The sequence below is a fragment of the Streptomyces tremellae genome, assembly GCF_039540215.1.
Taxonomy (GTDB): Bacteria; Actinomycetota; Actinomycetes; order Streptomycetales; family Streptomycetaceae; genus Streptomyces; species Streptomyces tremellae.
Genome location: NZ_BAABEP010000070.1, coordinates 1 through 16,295 on the forward strand (window position 1 = coordinate 1; position 16,295 = coordinate 16,295).

Consider the following 16,295-nt stretch of genomic DNA (forward strand, 5'->3'; position numbering starts at 1 on the left):
CCAACTCCGAAGGCCGGGCGCCCCATTGCGGGGCCACCAAGAAGGTAATGGGGGGTCAGAGCGTCTTCGCGGGGCGCTCCCCGGAGCCGGGCCCCTCGTCCCCGGACCCGGCGCCGTCCGCGCCGGACGCGCCGTCCGCGCGGCCGACGATCAGGTCGTCGCCGAACCGGTCCACCCGTACGGTGTCCCCGTCCACGACCTCGCCCGCGAGGACCTGCTTCGCGAGCCGGTCGCCGATCGCGGTCTGCACCAGCCTGCGCAGCGGACGCGCCCCGTACGCCGGGTCGTTGCCCTCGACCGCCAGCCACTCCAGCGCGGCCGGTGTGACGTCGAGCGTGAGCCGCCGCTCGGCGAGCCGCCTGCCGAGCCTGTCCACCTGGAGCCGCGCGATGCGCGCCAGCTCGTCGCGGGTCAGCGCGGAGAAGACCACCATGTCGTCAAGGCGGTTCAGGAACTCCGGCTTGAAGGAGGACCGCACGACCGCGAGCACCTGCTCGCGCCGCTCCTCCTCCGACGTGCCGGTCTCCACCAGGTACTGGCTGCCGAGGTTCGACGTCAGCACCAGGATCGTGTTGCGGAAGTCCACCGTGCGGCCCTGGCCGTCGGTGAGCCGCCCGTCGTCGAGCACCTGGAGCAGGACGTCGAACACCTCGGGGTGCGCCTTCTCCACCTCGTCGAGCAGGACCACCGAGTACGGGCGCCGCCGCACGGCCTCCGTGAGCTGGCCGCCCTCCTCGTAGCCGACGTAGCCGGGGGGCGCGCCGACGAGCCGGGCGACGGAGTGCTTCTCGCCGTACTCGCTCATGTCGATGCGGACCATGGCGCGCTCGTCGTCGAAGAGGAAGTCCGCGAGGGCCCGCGCCAGTTCGGTCTTGCCGACGCCGGTCGGACCGAGGAAGAGGAACGAACCGGTCGGCCGGTCCGGGTCCGCGATCCCCGCGCGGGTGCGCCGCACGGCGTCGGAGACGGCCCGTACGGCCTCGGTCTGCCCGATCAGCCGCTTGCCGAGCTCGTCCTCCATGCGCAGCAGCTTCTGCGTCTCGCCCTCCAGCAGGCGGCCCGCCGGGATGCCGGTCCAGGACGCGACCACGTCGGCGATGTCGTCGGGGCCCACCTCGTCCTTGACCATCGTGTCGCGGCGCTCGTCGGCCTCCTGCTCCTCCTCGGCCGACGCCTCGGCGAGCTCGCGCTCGACCGCCGGGATCTCCCCGTACAGCAGCTTGGAGGCGGTGTCGAAGTCGCCGTCGCGCTGGGCGCGCTCGGCCTGGCCGTGCAGCTCGTCGATGCGCTCCTTCAGCTCACCGACGCGGTTGAGGCCCTTCTTCTCCTTCTCCCACCGCGCGGTCAGGGCGCGCAGTTCCTCCTTGCGGTTCTCCAGGTCGCGGCGGAGCTTCTCAAGGCGCTGCACCGAGCCGGGGTCCGACTCGTTCTTCAGCGCGAGCTCCTCCATGGAGAGCCGGTCCACGACGCGCTGGAGCTCGTCGATCTCGACGGGCGAGGAGTCGATCTCCATGCGCAGCCTCGACGCGGCCTCGTCGACCAGGTCGATGGCCTTGTCGGGGAGGAAGCGCGAGGTGATGTAGCGGTCGGAGAGGGTCGCGGCGGCCACCAGCGCGGCGTCCGCGATCTGCACCTTGTGGTGCGCCTCGTAGCGGCCCTTGAGCCCGCGCAGGATCGCGATGCTGTCCTCGACGGACGGCTCGGCGACCAGCACCTGCTGGAAGCGGCGCTCCAGCGCGGCGTCCTTCTCGATGTGCTCGCGGTACTCGTCGAGGGTGGTGGCGCCGACCATGCGCAGCTCGCCGCGGGCCAGCATCGGCTTGAGCATGTTGCCCGCGTCCATGGCGGAGTCGCCGCCCGCGCCCGCACCGACGACGGTGTGCAGCTCGTCGATGAAGGTGATGATCTGGCCGTCGCTCTCCTTGATCTCGGACAGGACGGTCTTCAGGCGCTCCTCGAACTCACCGCGGTACTTCGCGCCCGCGACCATCGCACCGAGATCGAGCGAGATCAGCCGCTTGTTCTTCAGCGACTCGGGCACGTCGCCCTTGTCGATGCGCTGGGCGAGCCCCTCCACGACGGCGGTCTTGCCGACGCCGGGCTCGCCGATGAGCACCGGGTTGTTCTTGGTGCGGCGCGAGAGCACCTGCACGACGCGCCGGATCTCGTGGTCCCTGCCGATGACCGGGTCGAGCCTGCCCTCGCGCGCGGCGGCGGTGAAGTCCGTGCCGAACTTCTCCAGCGCCTTGTAGTTCCCCTCCGGGTCGGGCGTGGTCACCCGGCGTCCTCCCCTGGCCTTCTCGAATGCGTCGGCGAGCCGCTTCGCGGTGGCTCCCTGCCCCGCGAGCACCTCGCCGGCCTGGCCGCCCTTGGCGGCGATGCCGATGAGCAGGTGCTCCGTCGACACGTACTCGTCGCCGAGCTCGCGGGCGCGCCGCGTGGCGTCGGCGATGACGGCGAGCAGGTCGCGGTTGGCCTGCGGCGGCGCGACGGTGGACCCGGCGACGCTCGGCAGTCCTGCGAGCAGCTGCTCGGCCCCCGACCGCACGCCCGCCATGTCGGCCTCGACGGCCGACAGCAGGTCGGTGACGTTCTCGTTGTCCTGCCCTGCGAGCAGCGCGAGCAGGAGATGCGCGGGGGTCAGATCCGGGTTCCCCGCCTCCACGGCGCGATCGCTCGCTGCACTGATCGCTTCCCGGCTCCTGTTGGTCAGCTCGGCGTCCACGTGCGTCCTCTCCTCCTGTTCCTCTCCATCCTGACTCCCATAACGTGTACAAAGTTGAGTCTATTCCACTCAACCCGAAAACGGGAGCCGGGTACGGCCCGGATCCGGCCGTACCCTCGTGCCATGACCATCGACGTACGCGACCCGGACCCGGAGTTCCTGGCGTTCTGGCGCGAGTACCACCTCTGCACGCTCGCCACGCGGCGCCCCGACGGTTCACCGCACCTGGTGCCCGTGGGCGTCACGTACGACCCCGGCGCCGGGGTGGCGCGGGTGATCACCAACAGGAACAGCAGGAAGGTGGCGAACGTCCTGGCCGCCGCCGAGGACGGCCTGGGGGCACGGGTCGCGGTGTGCCAGGTGATGAAGGGGCGCTGGGCGACGCTGGAGGGGCGGGCCAGGATCCGCACCGAGCCCGAGGTGGTCGCCGACGCGGTCGCGCGGTACGCGGAGCGCTACGGCCGCACGCCCGCGCCCAACCCGGACCGGGTGGTCATCGAGATCGCCCTCGACCGGGCGATGGGGCGCGGCTGACGCGCGTACGACGCCGGGCGGCGGGGCCCGGGGCCGCGCTCGCGAACGCGTCCGGGCAGCACAACGGCGCCATCGCGTTTCAGGTCCACGATGGCGCCGTTGTGTGGGGGAAGCGCCTGAGCGACTTGTTACGACGGGGGAATCGCTCAGGCACTGCGGGGGGTGGCTGTATGGGGTTGTGGTCCTACGAACTCGTGATCCCGCTGATCAAGATTAACAAAAATCATGTCATACCTGATGCAGCATCGGACCCGCTGCGGAGCACCACGGGGGCGGCGCGGACAACGGTACGCGCGGACGTCGTCGTCCTCCTCGCGCACGACGAGCACGGGCTCTCCGAGCAGGGTGACCCGCACCGAGTCCCCGCGCCGCGGAATCGCGGACACGAGGTCGACCACGTGCCATCCGGACCGGTAGGCCGCGGCCATCTCGCGCCGAAGAATCCTGTCGTCCGCGGGCGTCGTCATGCGCCGAGGACCGCCTGCTGCCCCGCGGCTGCCGCGGGCCAGCTGATGTCGCCCTGGCTCGCGGCCGGGGTGGCGCCGTGGGCCGCCGCGGGCCAGCTGATGTCGGCAGGGCTGACCGCGGGAGGGGCCGCGGGCCAGCTGATGTCCGCGGGCGCGAGGGGCCAGCTGATGTCGGCCGGACGCACCTGCGGGGTGCCCGCGTGCGAGGCGGGCCAACTCAGATCGGCGGCGACTGCCTCATGGCTGCCGGGGCCGGCCCCCACCGACGTGCTGTGCACGGTCTCCGGAGAGTTCCCGGACCCGACGCCCGAGGCAACGACAGTTGCGAACGCCAACGGGATCGCGAACGCCGCGGCAAGCGTCGAGCGAAGCAATCTCTTCTTCATCGCCAGCTTCGTCCTCACTTGATGGAATCTCTCCCCCGTCAAAAACGACAATGGCTCACACCAGGATCTCCGCGCCACAACACCGAGGCATCATGTTCCTGCAGGTTCAGCAACCTGAGGGGTGGATAAATGAGCATGAACGGTACAGACAGGGCGCATCGGCACTCTCTAACCGATCTGTGTGCCGAAGGTAAGCGCCTCTACGCCGCCGCCCTCCAGGCCGGCCGCATCACCAGGCGCGAGGTGGCGAGCGCTCCGTGCCTGATCGACTTCGCCCTTCTCCACCCCGACCCGGACGATCCGGACTGGCTGCGTCCGGTGGCGCCCTCCATAGCCCTCGCCCAGCGCCTGCACCCCCTCGAACGGGAGATACAGGAGCGCAGGCAGCGCACCGTCGACCTGACCGAGTCGTTCGACGAGTTCATGGCCATCAGTGCCCAGGCGCCGCCCAGTATCCACGCCATCACCGTGCTCGAAGGCTCCCACCGCATCAACGCCGCCCTCGACGTCGCCACCGCCGCACTGAAGAAGGAAGTGCTCACCGTCCAGCCGGGCGGCGGCCGCCCCGAGCACCTGCTGAGCCAGGCCATCACCCGCAGCAAGCCCCTCATCGACCGGGGCGTCAGCATGCGCACGCTCTACCAGCACACCGTGCGCTACAGCCAGAACACCTTCGCCTACATCGACCACCTGGCCGGCGCGAAGATGGAGATAAGAACCCTTGAGCAGCTCATCGAGCGGCTCATCATCTGCGACGACGTCGTCGCCTTCATCCCGGCGCGGGACGACGACAGCGCGGCGCTCGAACTGCGCCACCCCGGCCTCGTCGCCTACCTCACCAAGGTCTTCGAACACCTCTGGCAGCGCGCCACCCCGCTGGTCCAGCCGCTGCCCTCAGGACCGGACTCCGAGGGCGTCACCGAGGTGCAGCGCTCCATCGCCAAGCTCCTCGTCGAGGGGCTCGTCGACGAGGCCATCGCGCGGCGCCTCGGCATGAACGTCCGCACCTGCCGCGCCCACATCGCCAAGCTCGCCGCCGCACTCGGCAGCGGCAGCAGGGCACAGCTCGGCTTCCTCATCGCGCGCTCGGGCATCCTGGGCGACGGCCACGAGGGCTGACACCGGCGCACACCGCACCGCCAACCCCCCGCCCGCCGGAAGCAGAACCGGCGCGGGGCGGGACGCCCGCCACGGCGCCCCGCCCCAAGATCCCCGCGAAACCCCGCGGAACCACCGCACCGCGGCCGTGTCACTCCGGTCGCTTCGGCCGCCACACGACCAGCGCGCTCGCCTGCCGCACGTCCTCGTAGGGCACCAGATCGCGCCGGTACGACGCGTGCACCTGCGCCTCGCGCTGCCGCATCGCGGCCGCCGCGCCGTCCAGCGCGGCCGACAGCTCGGCCACCCGGGACTGGAGCGCGGCGACCTGGTTCTCCAGCTCGATGATCCGCTTGATCCCGGCCAGGTTGATGCCCTCGTCCTGCGACAGCTGCTGCACCTGGCGCAGCAGCTCGATGTCGCGCGCCGAGTAGCGCCTGCCGCGCCCCGCCGTGCGGTCCGGTGAGACGAGCCCGAGGCGGTCGTACTGGCGCAGCGTCTGCGGGTGCAGCCCGGACAGCTGGGCCGCCACCGAGATGACGTAGACCGGGGTCTCCTCCGTCAGCTCGTACGCCCCGCCGAAACCGGCCGGGGCGCGGCGCCTGGCGCCGCCGTCCCTGTCCATGACGTCATGCTCCCTTCGCTGCCTGGAACAACTCCGCCCTCGGATCCTCGCCCGCGGTCGCCTTGCGGTACGCCTCCAGCGCGTCGCGCGCGTCGGTCCCGAGATCCTTCGGCACGGCCACCTCGACCGTGACCAGCAGGTCCCCGCGGGTCCCGTCCTTGCGGACGGCTCCCTTGCCGCGCGCACGCATGGTGCGCCCGGCCGGCGTGCCCGGCGGCAGTTTCAGCGTCACCGGCGGCCCGCCGAGGGTGGGCACCTTCACCTCGCCGCCGAGCGCCGCCTCCGCGAACGTGACGGGCACGGTCACCGTGAGGTTGTCGCCCTTGCGGCCGAACACCGGATGGCTGCCCACATGGACGACCACGTACAGATCGCCTGCGGGGCCACCCCGCTCGCCCGGCGTGCCCTTGCCGCGCAGCCTGATCCGCTGCCCGTCGGAGACGCCCGCGGGGATGCGGACCTGGATGGAGCGCGACGACTTGGCGCGCCCGCTGCCCTTGCACACGTCGCAGGGGTCCTGGGCGATCAGCCCGCGGCCTTTGCAGTCGACGCACGGGTCGGTCAGCGAGAACCCGCCGCCGGTGCCGCGCGAGACCTGCCCGGTGCCGACGCAGGTCGGGCAGACGCGGGGGGTGCCGTTCTTGTCGCCGGTGCCGGAACACGCCTTGCAGGGCGCCTGGCTGGACATCCGCAGCGGCACGGTCACGCCCTCCACCGCCTCGGTGAAGCTCAGCGTCACCTCGGACTCGATGTCCTGGCCGCGCCGTGGCTGGGTGCGCGTACCGCCGCCGCCGCGGTTGAACAGCCCGCCGAAGACGTCCCCGAGGCCGCCGCCGAAGCCGCCCTGGGTCCCGCCGCCGCCCTGGGCGCCGCCGCCGAAGAGGTCACCCAGGTCGAAGTTGAACGTGCCGCCGCCGCCCGCGCCGGGACCCGGTCGGAAGCCGCCGTTCCCGAACAGGCTGCGGGCCTCGTCGTACTCCTTGCGCCGCTTCGGGTCGCCGAGGATGTCGTTCGCCTCGGAGATCTCCTTGAAGCGCTCCTCGGCCTTCGCGTCGCCCTTGTTGGCGTCCGGGTGGAACTCGCGCGCGAGCTTCCGGTACGCCTTCTTGATCTCGGCCTCTGTCGCGTCCTTGGGGACGCCGAGGACCTTGTAGTAGTCCTTCTCGACGAAGTCCTTGGTACTCACTCCCGACGTCCCTCCTCCCGAACCGGGTACCGGCCGCCGCCTGCCGGTACCGCCGCCGTGGCGGCGGCACCGGCGGCACCGGCCGTTGTGTCAGCCCTCGTCCGGGCCACCGTTCTCCTTCGCGGGCTTCCCGTCCTCGGCCGAGGACGTGGACCCCTCGCCCGCCGCGTCCTCCTCGGACGCCTTGGGCTGCGCCCCCGGCTGGGGCTCGGCCACGGCGACCCGGGCGGGCCTGATCGTCCGCTCGCCGAACCGATACCCGGGCTGGAGGATCGCCACGCAGGTCGTCTCGGTGACGTCCGGCGCGTACGAGTGCATCAGGGCCTCGTGGATCGTCGGGTCGAAGGGCTCGCCCTCCTCGCCGAACTGCTGGAGGCCCAGCTTGGCGGCGACCGACTCCAGCGACTCGCCCACCGACTTGAAGCCGCCGACCAGCTCGTCGTGTTCCCGCGCCCTGCCGATGTCGTCGAGCACCGGCAGCAGCTCGGTGAGCAGGTTCGCCACGGCGATCTCGCGCACGGTCACCCGGTCGCGCTCCACCCGCCTGCGGTAGTTCTGGTACTCCGCCTGAAGGCGCTGGAGGTCCGCGGTCCGCTCACCGAGAGCGGTGCGCACCTGATCCAGCTGCGCCGTCAGCGCGGCCTTTTCGTCCACGTCCCCGGCCTGGGCGGCCGGGCCGGGCTCCGCCGCGGAGCCCGGCCCCGCGCCCTTCGGCGCGTCCTCGGGGTCGGCGCCGGAGGGGACGTCGGGCTTCTCCTCGAAGCCCGGGGTCTCCTCCGTCACGCGGCACCACCCTTGCTGTCACGCTCGTCGTCGACGATCTCGGCGTCCACCACGTCGTCCTGGCCGTCCGCCGCCTGCTCGGCGCCGGGGGCACCGGCCGCGCCCGCAGCCGCGGCGTCGCCCTGCGCGTTCGCGTACATGGCCTGACCCAGCTTCTGGGAGACCGCGGCGACCTTCTCAGTGGCCGTGCGGATCTCGGCCGTGTCCTCGCCCTTGAGCTTCTCCTTCAGCTCGCTGACGGCGGTCTCGACCTCGGTCTTCACGTCACCGGGGACCTTGTCCTCGTTGTCCTTGAGGAACTTCTCGGTCTGGTAGACGAGCTGCTCGCCCTGGTTGCGGGTCTCGGCGGCCTCGCGGCGCTTGTGGTCCTCGTCCGCGTACTGCTCGGCCTCCTGGCGCATCCGGTCGACCTCGTCCTTCGGCAGCGAGGAGCCGCCGGTGACGGTCATCTTCTGCTCCTTGCCCGTGCCCAGGTCCTTCGCGGTCACGTGCATGATGCCGTTGGCGTCGATGTCGAAGGACACCTCGACCTGCGGGACACCGCGCGGGGCCGGCGGCAGGCCGCTCAGCTCGAACATCCCGAGCTTCTTGTTGTACGCCGCGATCTCGCGCTCGCCCTGGTAGACCTGGATCTGCACGGACGGCTGGTTGTCCTCGGCCGTCGTGAAGATCTCGGAGCGCTTCGTCGGGATCGTGGTGTTGCGCTCGATCAGCTTGGTCATGATGCCGCCCTTGGTCTCGATGCCGAGGGACAGCGGGGTCACGTCGAGGAGCAGGACGTCCTTGACCTCACCCTTGAGGACACCGGCCTGGAGGGCGGCGCCGATGGCGACGACCTCGTCCGGGTTGACGCCCTTGTTGGCGTCCTTGCCGCCGGTCAGCTCCTTGACGAGCTCCGCGACCGCGGGCATACGGGTCGAACCGCCGACGAGGACGACGTGGTCGATCTCGCTGAGCTGGATGCCCGCGTCCTTGATGACGTTGTGGAACGGGACCTTGCAGCGCTCCAGCAGGTCCGAGGTGAGCTGCTGGAACTGGGCGCGCGTGAGCTTCTCGTCCAGGTGCAGCGGGCCCTCGGCGGACGCCGTGATGTAGGGCAGGTTGATCGTGGTCTCCGAGGAGGAGGACAGCTCGATCTTCGCCTTCTCAGCGGCCTCGCGGAGGCGCTGGAGGGCCATCTTGTCCTTCGACAGGTCTACGCCGTGAGCATTGGAGAACTGCTTGACCAGGTAGTCGACGACGCGCTGGTCCCAGTCGTCACCACCGAGGTGGTTGTCGCCGTTGGTGGCCTTCACCTCGACGACGCCGTCGCCGATCTCCAGCAGCGAGACGTCGAACGTACCGCCACCGAGGTCGAAGACCAGGATGGTCTGGTCGTCCTTCTCCAGCCCGTACGCGAGGGCGGCGGCCGTCGGCTCGTTCACGATGCGCAGGACGTTGAGGCCCGCGATCTCGCCGGCCTCCTTCGTCGCCTGGCGCTCGGAGTCGTTGAAGTACGCCGGGACGGTGATCACCGCGTCGGTGACCTTCTCGCCCAGGTAGGCCTCGGCGTCCCGCTTCAGCTTCTGCAGCACGAAGGCCGAGATCTGCTGCGGGTTGAAGTCCTTGTTGTCGAGGTTGATCTTCCAGTCGGTGCCCATGTGGCGCTTGACCGACCGGATGGTCCTGTCGACGTTGGTGACCGCCTGGCGCTTCGCGACCTCGCCGACGAGCACTTCGCCGTTCTTGGCGAAGGCGACGACGGACGGCGTGGTCCTGGCGCCCTCGGCGTTGGTGATGACGGTGGGCTCGCCGCCTTCCAGAACGCTGACGACGGAGTTAGTCGTGCCCAGGTCGATGCCGACCGCACGTGCCATTTCGATTCCTCCAGCTGACTTGAGTGGAACAGGCTCAAGGATGCAACACGAATCCCGAGGAGTCAACAGACATGAGTCGACTAGACTCAACTATTGTGCGGCAACCTCTAAGTGTGCGCATCTGACCTGCGAAAACCTTGTACGACCCTCTCGCGAGGAGCACCGAGACGCGCGCCGCCCCGCCTCCGCCCCGAACCCCCAGACGGCACGGAAATACCAGAAATCCCACAGAGAGGGACGAACATCACTTTTCAGACAGCACCCGAGAGCCCCGAGAGAACGGACGGCCGCCCATGCGGTTCACCCGGCGCCCCGGCCCCCCGACCGCCCCCGCCGACCGGCGGACCGCGCCCGCGCGGAGACCGGCCCGCGCCGCTCTCCTCCTGGGAGAACGCCTGCCCGAGCCCAAACGTGCCCTCGACGCCACCCTGGGCGCGGTCCTGCTCGCGCTCGCCGCGCCCCTGCTCGCCGCCGCAGCCGCCGCGCTCGCCCTGCGCGAGGGCCGGGTCCTCGTCCGGCAGGAGGTCACGGGCCTGGGCGGACGGCCCTTCACCCTGCGCTCCCTGAACACCCGTCACCTCCGCCTCGACCTGTTGTCCCGGCTGCCGGAGGTCGTGCGCGGCCGACTGTCGCTCGTCGGCCCCGCGCCTCTGCCCGTGGGCCACCCGCGCGCCCGCGCCGCCTGGCGGAGCGCCGTACGGCCGGGCCTGACGGGTCCCGCGCAGCTGCGGCGCGGTTCGCGGATGCCGTGGGACGAGCCGGCGCTGCTGGACCAGGCGTACGTCGAGGGTCACTGGCTCGGCGGCGACCTGGCGCTGCTCGCCCGCTCCTGCGCCGCCCCCGCCAGGGGCCGCCGCCACCCCCGCAAGGCCCCGCGGCCGGGTTCGCGTACGGTGCGCGAACATGTCACGGTGAGCGACACAGATCACCGGCGGCAACGCTACATTGCAGCCCCATAAGTGGGTACGCTCAGTCGGAACCGATTAAGTTACCGCTTAGTACGGCCGTGACGAGCGGCCACAGCGCGCGGAAAGCCCGCGAAACCTCCCCACCTCGCAGGCCCGAGGAGCCCTCCATGCAACTCGCCGCGATCATCGTGTCGCTGGTGCTCGCCGTCGTCGGTGTGGCGCTGTTCTGCCGCGCCGTCGCGCAGATCGTCGCCTACCTGCGGCTCGGCCAGTCCGTCCCCGCGGGCACGCGCACCGACGAACCCGGCGCCCGCACCCTGACCGTGGCGAGAGAGTTCCTCGGCCACACCCGGATGAACCGGTGGGGCGTCATCGGCGTGGCCCACTGGTTCGTCGCCGTCGGCTTCTTCTCGCTGATCCTCACCCTGGTCAACGCGTTCGGCCAGCTGTTCCGTGCCGACTGGCTCCTCCCGGTCATCGGCAACTGGGCACCGTACGAGATCTTCGTCGACCTCATCGGCGTGCTGACCACCCTCGGCATCCTGGTGCTCATCGTCATCAGGCAGCTCTCCAAGCCGGGCCGCGCCGAGCGCAAGTCCCGCTTCGCGGGCTCCAACTTCGGCCAGGCGTACTTCGTCGAGGCCGTCATCCTCATCATCGGCCTGTGCATCCTGGCGCTGCGCGGCCTGGAGGGCTCGCTGCACCACGAGGAGTCGTACACCGTCTCGTACCTCCTCTCGTACCCGCTGGTCGCCGCCTTCCGCGGGCTGAGCACCGGCACCCAGCAGAACCTCGTCTACCTGTTCGCGATGATCAAGCTCGGTGCCTCGTTCATCTGGATGATCACCGTGGCGCTCAAGACCGACATGGGCGTCGCCTGGCACCGCTTCCTCGCCTTCCCGAACATCTGGTTCAAGCGGCGCGCCGACGGCGCCACCGCGCTCGGCGAACTCCAGCCGATGACCAGCGGCGGCAAGGTCATCGACTTCGAGACCGTCTTCGACGAAGACGAAGGGGACGGTGCGGAGACCGTCTTCGGCGTCTCCCAGGTCGAGCACTTCTCCTGGAAGGGCCTCCTCGACTTCTCCACCTGCACCGAGTGCGGCCGCTGCCAGTCGCAGTGCCCCGCCTGGAACACCGGCAAGCCCCTCTCCCCGAAGCTGCTGATCATGTCGCTGCGCGACCACGCGCACGCCAAGGCGCCCTACCTCCTCGCGGGCGGCGGCAAGGACGCCGAGGGCGCGGAGAAGGCCACCCCCGAGCAGCTGGCCGGGGTACCCGCCGAGGCGCTCGCCGAGGCCGAGCGGCCGCTGGTCGGGACGCTCGAAGAGGGCGGCGTGATCGACCCCGACGTGCTGTGGTCCTGCACCACCTGCGGCGCCTGCGTGGAGCAGTGCCCCGTCGACATCGAGCACGTCGACCACATCGTCGACATGCGCCGCTACCAGGTGATGATCGAGAGCGCGTTCCCGAGCGAGGCGGGCACGATGCTGAAGAACCTGGAGAAGCGCGGCAACCCCTGGGGCCTCGCCAAGAAGCAGCGCCTCCAGTGGACCAAGGAAGTGGACTTCGACGTCCCGGTCGTCGGCAAGGACATCGAGGACCTCACCGAGGTCGACTACCTCTACTGGGTCGGCTGCGCCGGCGCCCTGGAGGACCGAGCCAAGAAGACCACCAAGGCCTTCGCCGAGCTGCTGCACATCGCGGGCGTCAAGTTCGCGATCATGGGCGGCGACGAGAAGTGCACCGGCGACTCCGCCCGCCGCCTCGGCAACGAGCCGCTGTTCCAGCAGCTCGGCCAGGAGAACGTGGCGATGCTGAACATGGCGTTCGGTGAGCCGGACGCCGACGAAGCCGACGGTGACGACGCCGCGGCGGCCGGGAGGAAGCCCCGGTCGGCCAAGAAGATCGTCGCGACCTGCCCGCACTGCTTCAACACCATCGCCAACGAGTACCCGCAGCTGGGCGGCGAGTACGAGGTCATCCACCACACCCAGCTGCTCCAGCACCTGGTGGACGAGGGCAGGCTCACCCCCATCACGCCGGTCGAGGGCCTGATCACCTACCACGACCCCTGCTACCTCGGCCGCCACAACAAGGTCTACACGCCGCCGCGCGAGATCATCGCCAAGGTGCCGGGGCTGCGCAACGAGGAGATGCACCGCCACAAGGAGCGCGGCTTCTGCTGCGGCGCGGGCGGCGCGCGCATGTGGATGGAGGAGCGCATCGGCAAGCGCATCAACAACGAGCGCGTCGACGAGGCGCTCTCGCTCGACCCGGACATCGTCTCGACGGCCTGCCCGTTCTGCCTCGTCATGCTGACCGACTCGGTCAACGGCAAGAAGGGCGACGGCAAGGCGAAGGAGTCCCTCCAGGTCGTGGACGTGGCGCAGCTGCTGCTCGACTCGGTGAAGACCCCCGCCGACCCGGCGGGAACGCCCGAGGCCGCGGACGCGCCGGAGCCCGAGCCGGTGAAGTAACCCCCTGAAGGACAGTGAGGGCCCGGGGCGCACACCGCGCCCCGGGCCCTCATGCGTGCGGGCGCGCCCGCGTCACTTCCGTACGGGTTCGAGCACCCACATGGCCGAGCTGTTGTTGCTGACCCGCACCACCGAGCCCTGCACCGCGAGCCGCCCGGCGGGCGGGTACGCGTGCGCGATCGTCGCGGGCCCGTCGACCCACCCCTCGATCCGCCACCGGTCCGCGGGGTCGGCGGCGGCGGGCGTCCCGGCCTGCGACGGGGACGCGGACGCCCCCGCCTGCGACGGGGCGGCGACGGTCGGCGCGCCCGGCGCCGCCGAGGTGCTCGACGCCGCGGCGGGCGACGCGGTCGCGGCGGGCGTGCCCACGGGCGCCGGCAGCGTGACGGGCGTCGCGGGCGAGGCGGGCGAGGCCGGCGCCCCGGGCTCCGCGTCGCAGGCGTCCATCCGGACGGCGGCCGGATAGGCGGTCGTCGCGGGCAGCGCGAGGCAGCGCCGCTCCGTGCCCGCCTGGAGGAACTGCACAGTGCCGTCGCCGTGGCTGCGCACGGTCCACACGGTGCCCTCGGATCCGCAGGTGGCGAGCCGCGCACCGGCGAGGCACCGGCCGGTGGCGGCCTCCTTCACGTAGTACGTACCGTCCTCGGCCGTGCCGCCCAGGGCGGCGGCGGGCACGGCGGAGGCGGTCAGGAGCAGGAGCGGCGCGGCCAGCGCGGAGGCGACGGCGGGCCGTACGGACGACGACATGGGACCTCCAGGATGCGGGGAACGGATACACCAGGAACCCAACGTATGCGACTGCTCACGCAGCGCGACGCACGGCGGTGCGAGGCGTCAGGGAAACCCCCTGGGGGATGTCACAGGACGGACGCAATGACGTGCCCGTCCGCCTCCCTCGGCCGCCGGGCCCGCCGCGAGCGGGTACGTTCGGGAACGTGGCTGGATTCAGGAACGGACGCGGCCGGGACAACCGCGACCCGCGACAGCAACCGCAGAGCCCGCACGGGCGGCAGCAGCCGGCGCCGTGGCCGCCGGCGGGCGCCCCGGCGGCTCAGGGGCCGTACAGCGGTGAGCCGGAGTACTTCGGCGAGCCGCAGCAGTACCCGTACCACGCGCCGCCGCAGGCCGCCGCGCCCCACCCGTACCAGCAGCGGCCGCAGGGCGGCCCCTACCACCCGCAGGGTCCCGCGGGCGCCGGCATCCCCTCGGCCGACCCGCACCCCGACGCGAACAACCCCGGCTACACGCAGGCGTTCCGCGTCGACGACCCGTACGGCGACGGCGCGACCTACCGCGCGGGCGCCGCGCCCGCACCCAGCGGGCCGCGGCTGCCCTGGCGCGAGCTGCTCGCGGGGATCGTGCTGCGGCCCGCGCAGACGTTCCTCCAGATGCGCGACTACCCCGTCTGGGGCCCCGCGCTCGTCGTCACGCTGATCTACGGCATGCTCGCGCTGTTCGGCTTCGACGACGCCAGGGACGACGTCATAGGCTCCACGCTGTCGACGGCGGTCCCGTACGTGCTGATCACGGGCGTCGCGTTCGTCATCGGCGGGCTCATCCTCGGCGCCGTCACCCACACCCTCGCCCGCCAGCTCGGCGGCGACGGCTCCTGGCAGCCCACGGTCGGCCTCTCCATGCTGATCATGTCGCTGACCGACGCGCCCCGCCTGGTCTTCGCGGCCTTCCTCGGCGGCGACAACGGCTTCGTGCAGGTGCTGGGCTGGCTCACCTGGCTCGCCGCCGGCTTCCTGATGACGTCGATGGTCCGCAAGTCCCACGACCTCCCCTGGCCCAAGGCGCTCGGCGCGTCCGCGATCGAGCTGCTGGCGCTGCTCTCGCTGGTGAAGCTGGGGACGTTCTGAGGCCCTGAGGCAGGTGCTGGACGCCTGAGGCCCCGGCGTGCCAGGGGCTCCGGGGGTCCCGGGGGCTCCAGGGGTCCCGGGGGTCCCGGGATTCCGGGATTCCGGGGTTCCGGGGTTCCGGGGTTCCGGCGAGCCTCAGGCGTCGAGCACCTGCCCGGAGCGCCGCACCACGGGCGGCTGAACGCTCCACGGGAAATTGATCCACCGGTCGGTGCGCTTCCACACGTACTCGCACTTGACCAGCGACTGCGACTTCTCGTAGATGACGGCGCTGCGGACCTCGGCGACGTGCTCCACGCAGAAGTCGCGCACCAGCTTCAGCGTCTTGCCGCTGTCGGCGACGTCGTCGGCGATCAGGACCCGCTTGTTGCTGAAGTCCACGACGTTCGGCACGGGCGCCAGCATGACGGGCATCGCGAGGGTGGTGCCCACGCCCGTGTAGAACTCCACGTTGACCAGGTGGATGTTCTTGCAGTCCAGCGCGTACGCGAGACCGCCGGCGACGAAGACGCCGCCACGGGCGATGCTGAGGACTATGTCGGGCTCGTACCCGTCGTCGGCGACGCTCTGCGCCAGCTCCCGTACGGCCACACCGAACTGCTCGTACGACAGTTCCTCACGCGACGCACTCACAACCGCTCCCGCCTCGGACATCGGCCCGTCAGACATCGGTCCGGTGGAAATTCAGATAGGACCGCGAGGCCGTCGGCCCCCGCTGCCCCTGGTAGCGCGACCCGGCGGGCTTCGAGCCGTACGGGAACTCGGCGGGCGAGCTCAGCCGGAACAGGCACAGCTGCCCGATCTTCATGCCCGGCCAGAGCTTGATGGGCAGCGTCGCCATGTTCGACAGCTCAAGCGTGACGTGCCCGGAGAACCCCGGGTCGATGAACCCGGCCGTCGAGTGCGTCACCAGCCCGAGCCGCCCCAGGCTGGACTTGCCCTCAAGCCGCGAGGCGATGCCGTCGGGCAGGGAGATCACCTCGTACGTCGAGGCGAGCACGAACTCCCCCGGGTGCAGGATGAACGCGTCGTCGCCCTCCGGCTCCACGAGCCGGGTGAGCCCCGACTGCTCCACGGCGGGGTCGATGTGCGGATACAGGTGGTTCTCGAAGACCCGGAAATACCGGTCGAGCCGCACGTCGATGCTGGAGGGCTGCACCATCGAGGGGTCGTACGGCTCGATGCGGACGCTGCCGGAATCGAGCTCGGCGCGGATGTCCTTGTCGGAGAGAAGCACGCCCCGAGGATACGCAGAGTGCGCGGGCCGCCCGGAACCGGCCACCCCGCGCACCCGCGGACGCCGGCTCCCGGCGGCGGGCGCGTGGACCCGTGAGGCGGCCGGGGGCCCCCGGCCGCCTCACGAGCGCACCGGGGGTCGAGAGCCG

General features: G+C 71.2%; 15 protein-coding genes. 5 read left to right on the forward strand and 10 right to left on the reverse strand.

Annotation, left to right across the window (positions count from 1 at the left end; genetic code table 11):
• Positions 1–55: 55 nt before the first annotated feature.
• Positions 56–2,725, reverse strand: coding sequence for an ATP-dependent chaperone ClpB (gene clpB, locus ABEA77_RS29540; protein ID WP_345654249.1), 2,670 nt, complete (start codon positions 2,723–2,725; stop codon positions 56–58).
• A gap of 123 nt (positions 2,726–2,848) precedes the next feature.
• On the opposite strand from clpB, the gene ABEA77_RS29545 reads away from it, so the two are divergent.
• Positions 2,849–3,259, forward strand: a complete 411-nt coding sequence (locus ABEA77_RS29545) for a pyridoxamine 5'-phosphate oxidase family protein (RefSeq protein WP_345654252.1) — start codon at positions 2,849–2,851, stop codon at positions 3,257–3,259.
• Between the two features lie 146 nt (positions 3,260–3,405).
• Here the strand turns inward: ABEA77_RS29545 and ABEA77_RS29550 are convergent, their stop codons facing one another.
• Positions 3,406–3,726 (reverse strand): (2Fe-2S)-binding protein, encoded by a 321-nt coding sequence (locus ABEA77_RS29550; RefSeq protein ID WP_345654254.1) that lies wholly within the window; start codon positions 3,724–3,726, stop codon positions 3,406–3,408.
• Positions 3,723–4,004 carry a hypothetical protein gene (locus ABEA77_RS29555; protein ID WP_345654257.1) on the reverse strand — a complete coding sequence of 94 codons (282 nt, stop codon included), beginning with the start codon at positions 4,002–4,004 and terminating at the stop codon, positions 3,723–3,725. The genes ABEA77_RS29550 and ABEA77_RS29555 overlap by 4 nt, the downstream gene beginning before the upstream one ends.
• Positions 4,005–4,241: 237 nt before the next feature.
• Between ABEA77_RS29555 and ABEA77_RS29560 the strand changes: the two genes are divergently transcribed.
• Positions 4,242–5,231, forward strand: a complete 990-nt coding sequence (locus tag ABEA77_RS29560; RefSeq protein WP_345654261.1) for a helix-turn-helix transcriptional regulator — start codon at positions 4,242–4,244, stop codon at positions 5,229–5,231.
• Positions 5,232–5,361: 130 nt separating this feature from the next.
• Here ABEA77_RS29560 and ABEA77_RS29565 read toward each other — a convergent pair whose 3' ends face one another.
• From ABEA77_RS29565 to dnaK, 4 genes are all read right to left on the reverse strand, one after another.
• Positions 5,362–5,835 (reverse strand): heat shock protein transcriptional repressor HspR, encoded by a 474-nt coding sequence (locus tag ABEA77_RS29565; RefSeq protein WP_345654264.1) that lies wholly within the window; start codon positions 5,833–5,835, stop codon positions 5,362–5,364.
• A gap of 4 nt (positions 5,836–5,839) precedes the next feature.
• Positions 5,840–7,021, reverse strand: coding sequence for a molecular chaperone DnaJ (dnaJ, locus tag ABEA77_RS29570; RefSeq protein ID WP_345654267.1), 1,182 nt, complete (start codon positions 7,019–7,021; stop codon positions 5,840–5,842).
• Positions 7,022–7,111: 90 nt separating this feature from the next.
• A complete protein-coding gene (gene grpE, locus ABEA77_RS29575) occupies positions 7,112–7,804 on the reverse strand; it encodes a nucleotide exchange factor GrpE (RefSeq protein ID WP_345654270.1) in 693 nt (230 codons plus the stop codon).
• Positions 7,801–9,660, reverse strand: coding sequence for a molecular chaperone DnaK (gene dnaK / locus ABEA77_RS29580; protein WP_345654273.1), 1,860 nt, complete (start codon positions 9,658–9,660; stop codon positions 7,801–7,803). Before dnaK ends, grpE begins: the two co-directional genes overlap by 4 nt.
• Before the next feature lie 293 nt (positions 9,661–9,953).
• Here dnaK and ABEA77_RS29585 point away from each other — a divergent pair, with 293 nt between their 5' ends.
• Positions 9,954–10,619: a sugar transferase gene (locus ABEA77_RS29585; protein WP_345654276.1), complete on the forward strand. Its 666-nt coding sequence runs from the start codon at positions 9,954–9,956 to the stop codon at positions 10,617–10,619.
• A gap of 116 nt (positions 10,620–10,735) precedes the next feature.
• The gene (locus ABEA77_RS29590) at positions 10,736–13,048 is read left to right on the forward strand and encodes a (Fe-S)-binding protein (RefSeq protein ID WP_345654279.1); all 2,313 of its coding nucleotides are present in this window, start codon (positions 10,736–10,738) and stop codon (positions 13,046–13,048) included.
• 72 nt (positions 13,049–13,120) lie between these two features.
• Here the strand turns inward: ABEA77_RS29590 and ABEA77_RS29595 are convergent, their stop codons facing one another.
• Entirely contained in the window at positions 13,121–13,795 is a 675-nt protein-coding gene (locus tag ABEA77_RS29595) for a hypothetical protein (RefSeq protein ID WP_345654282.1), read from the reverse strand.
• 188 nt (positions 13,796–13,983) lie between these two features.
• Between ABEA77_RS29595 and ABEA77_RS29600 the strand changes: the two genes are divergently transcribed.
• Positions 13,984–14,910 carry a Yip1 family protein gene (locus ABEA77_RS29600; protein WP_345654285.1) on the forward strand — a complete coding sequence of 309 codons (927 nt, stop codon included), beginning with the start codon at positions 13,984–13,986 and terminating at the stop codon, positions 14,908–14,910.
• 135 nt (positions 14,911–15,045) lie between these two features.
• On the opposite strand, the gene ABEA77_RS29605 is transcribed toward ABEA77_RS29600, so the two are convergent.
• Positions 15,046–15,579: a phosphoribosyltransferase gene (locus ABEA77_RS29605; protein WP_345654288.1), complete on the reverse strand. Its 534-nt coding sequence runs from the start codon at positions 15,577–15,579 to the stop codon at positions 15,046–15,048.
• Positions 15,572–16,147 (reverse strand): dCTP deaminase, encoded by a 576-nt coding sequence (gene dcd, locus ABEA77_RS29610; RefSeq protein ID WP_345654291.1) that lies wholly within the window; start codon positions 16,145–16,147, stop codon positions 15,572–15,574. The genes ABEA77_RS29605 and dcd overlap by 8 nt, the downstream gene beginning before the upstream one ends.
• Positions 16,148–16,295 lie beyond the last annotated feature (148 nt).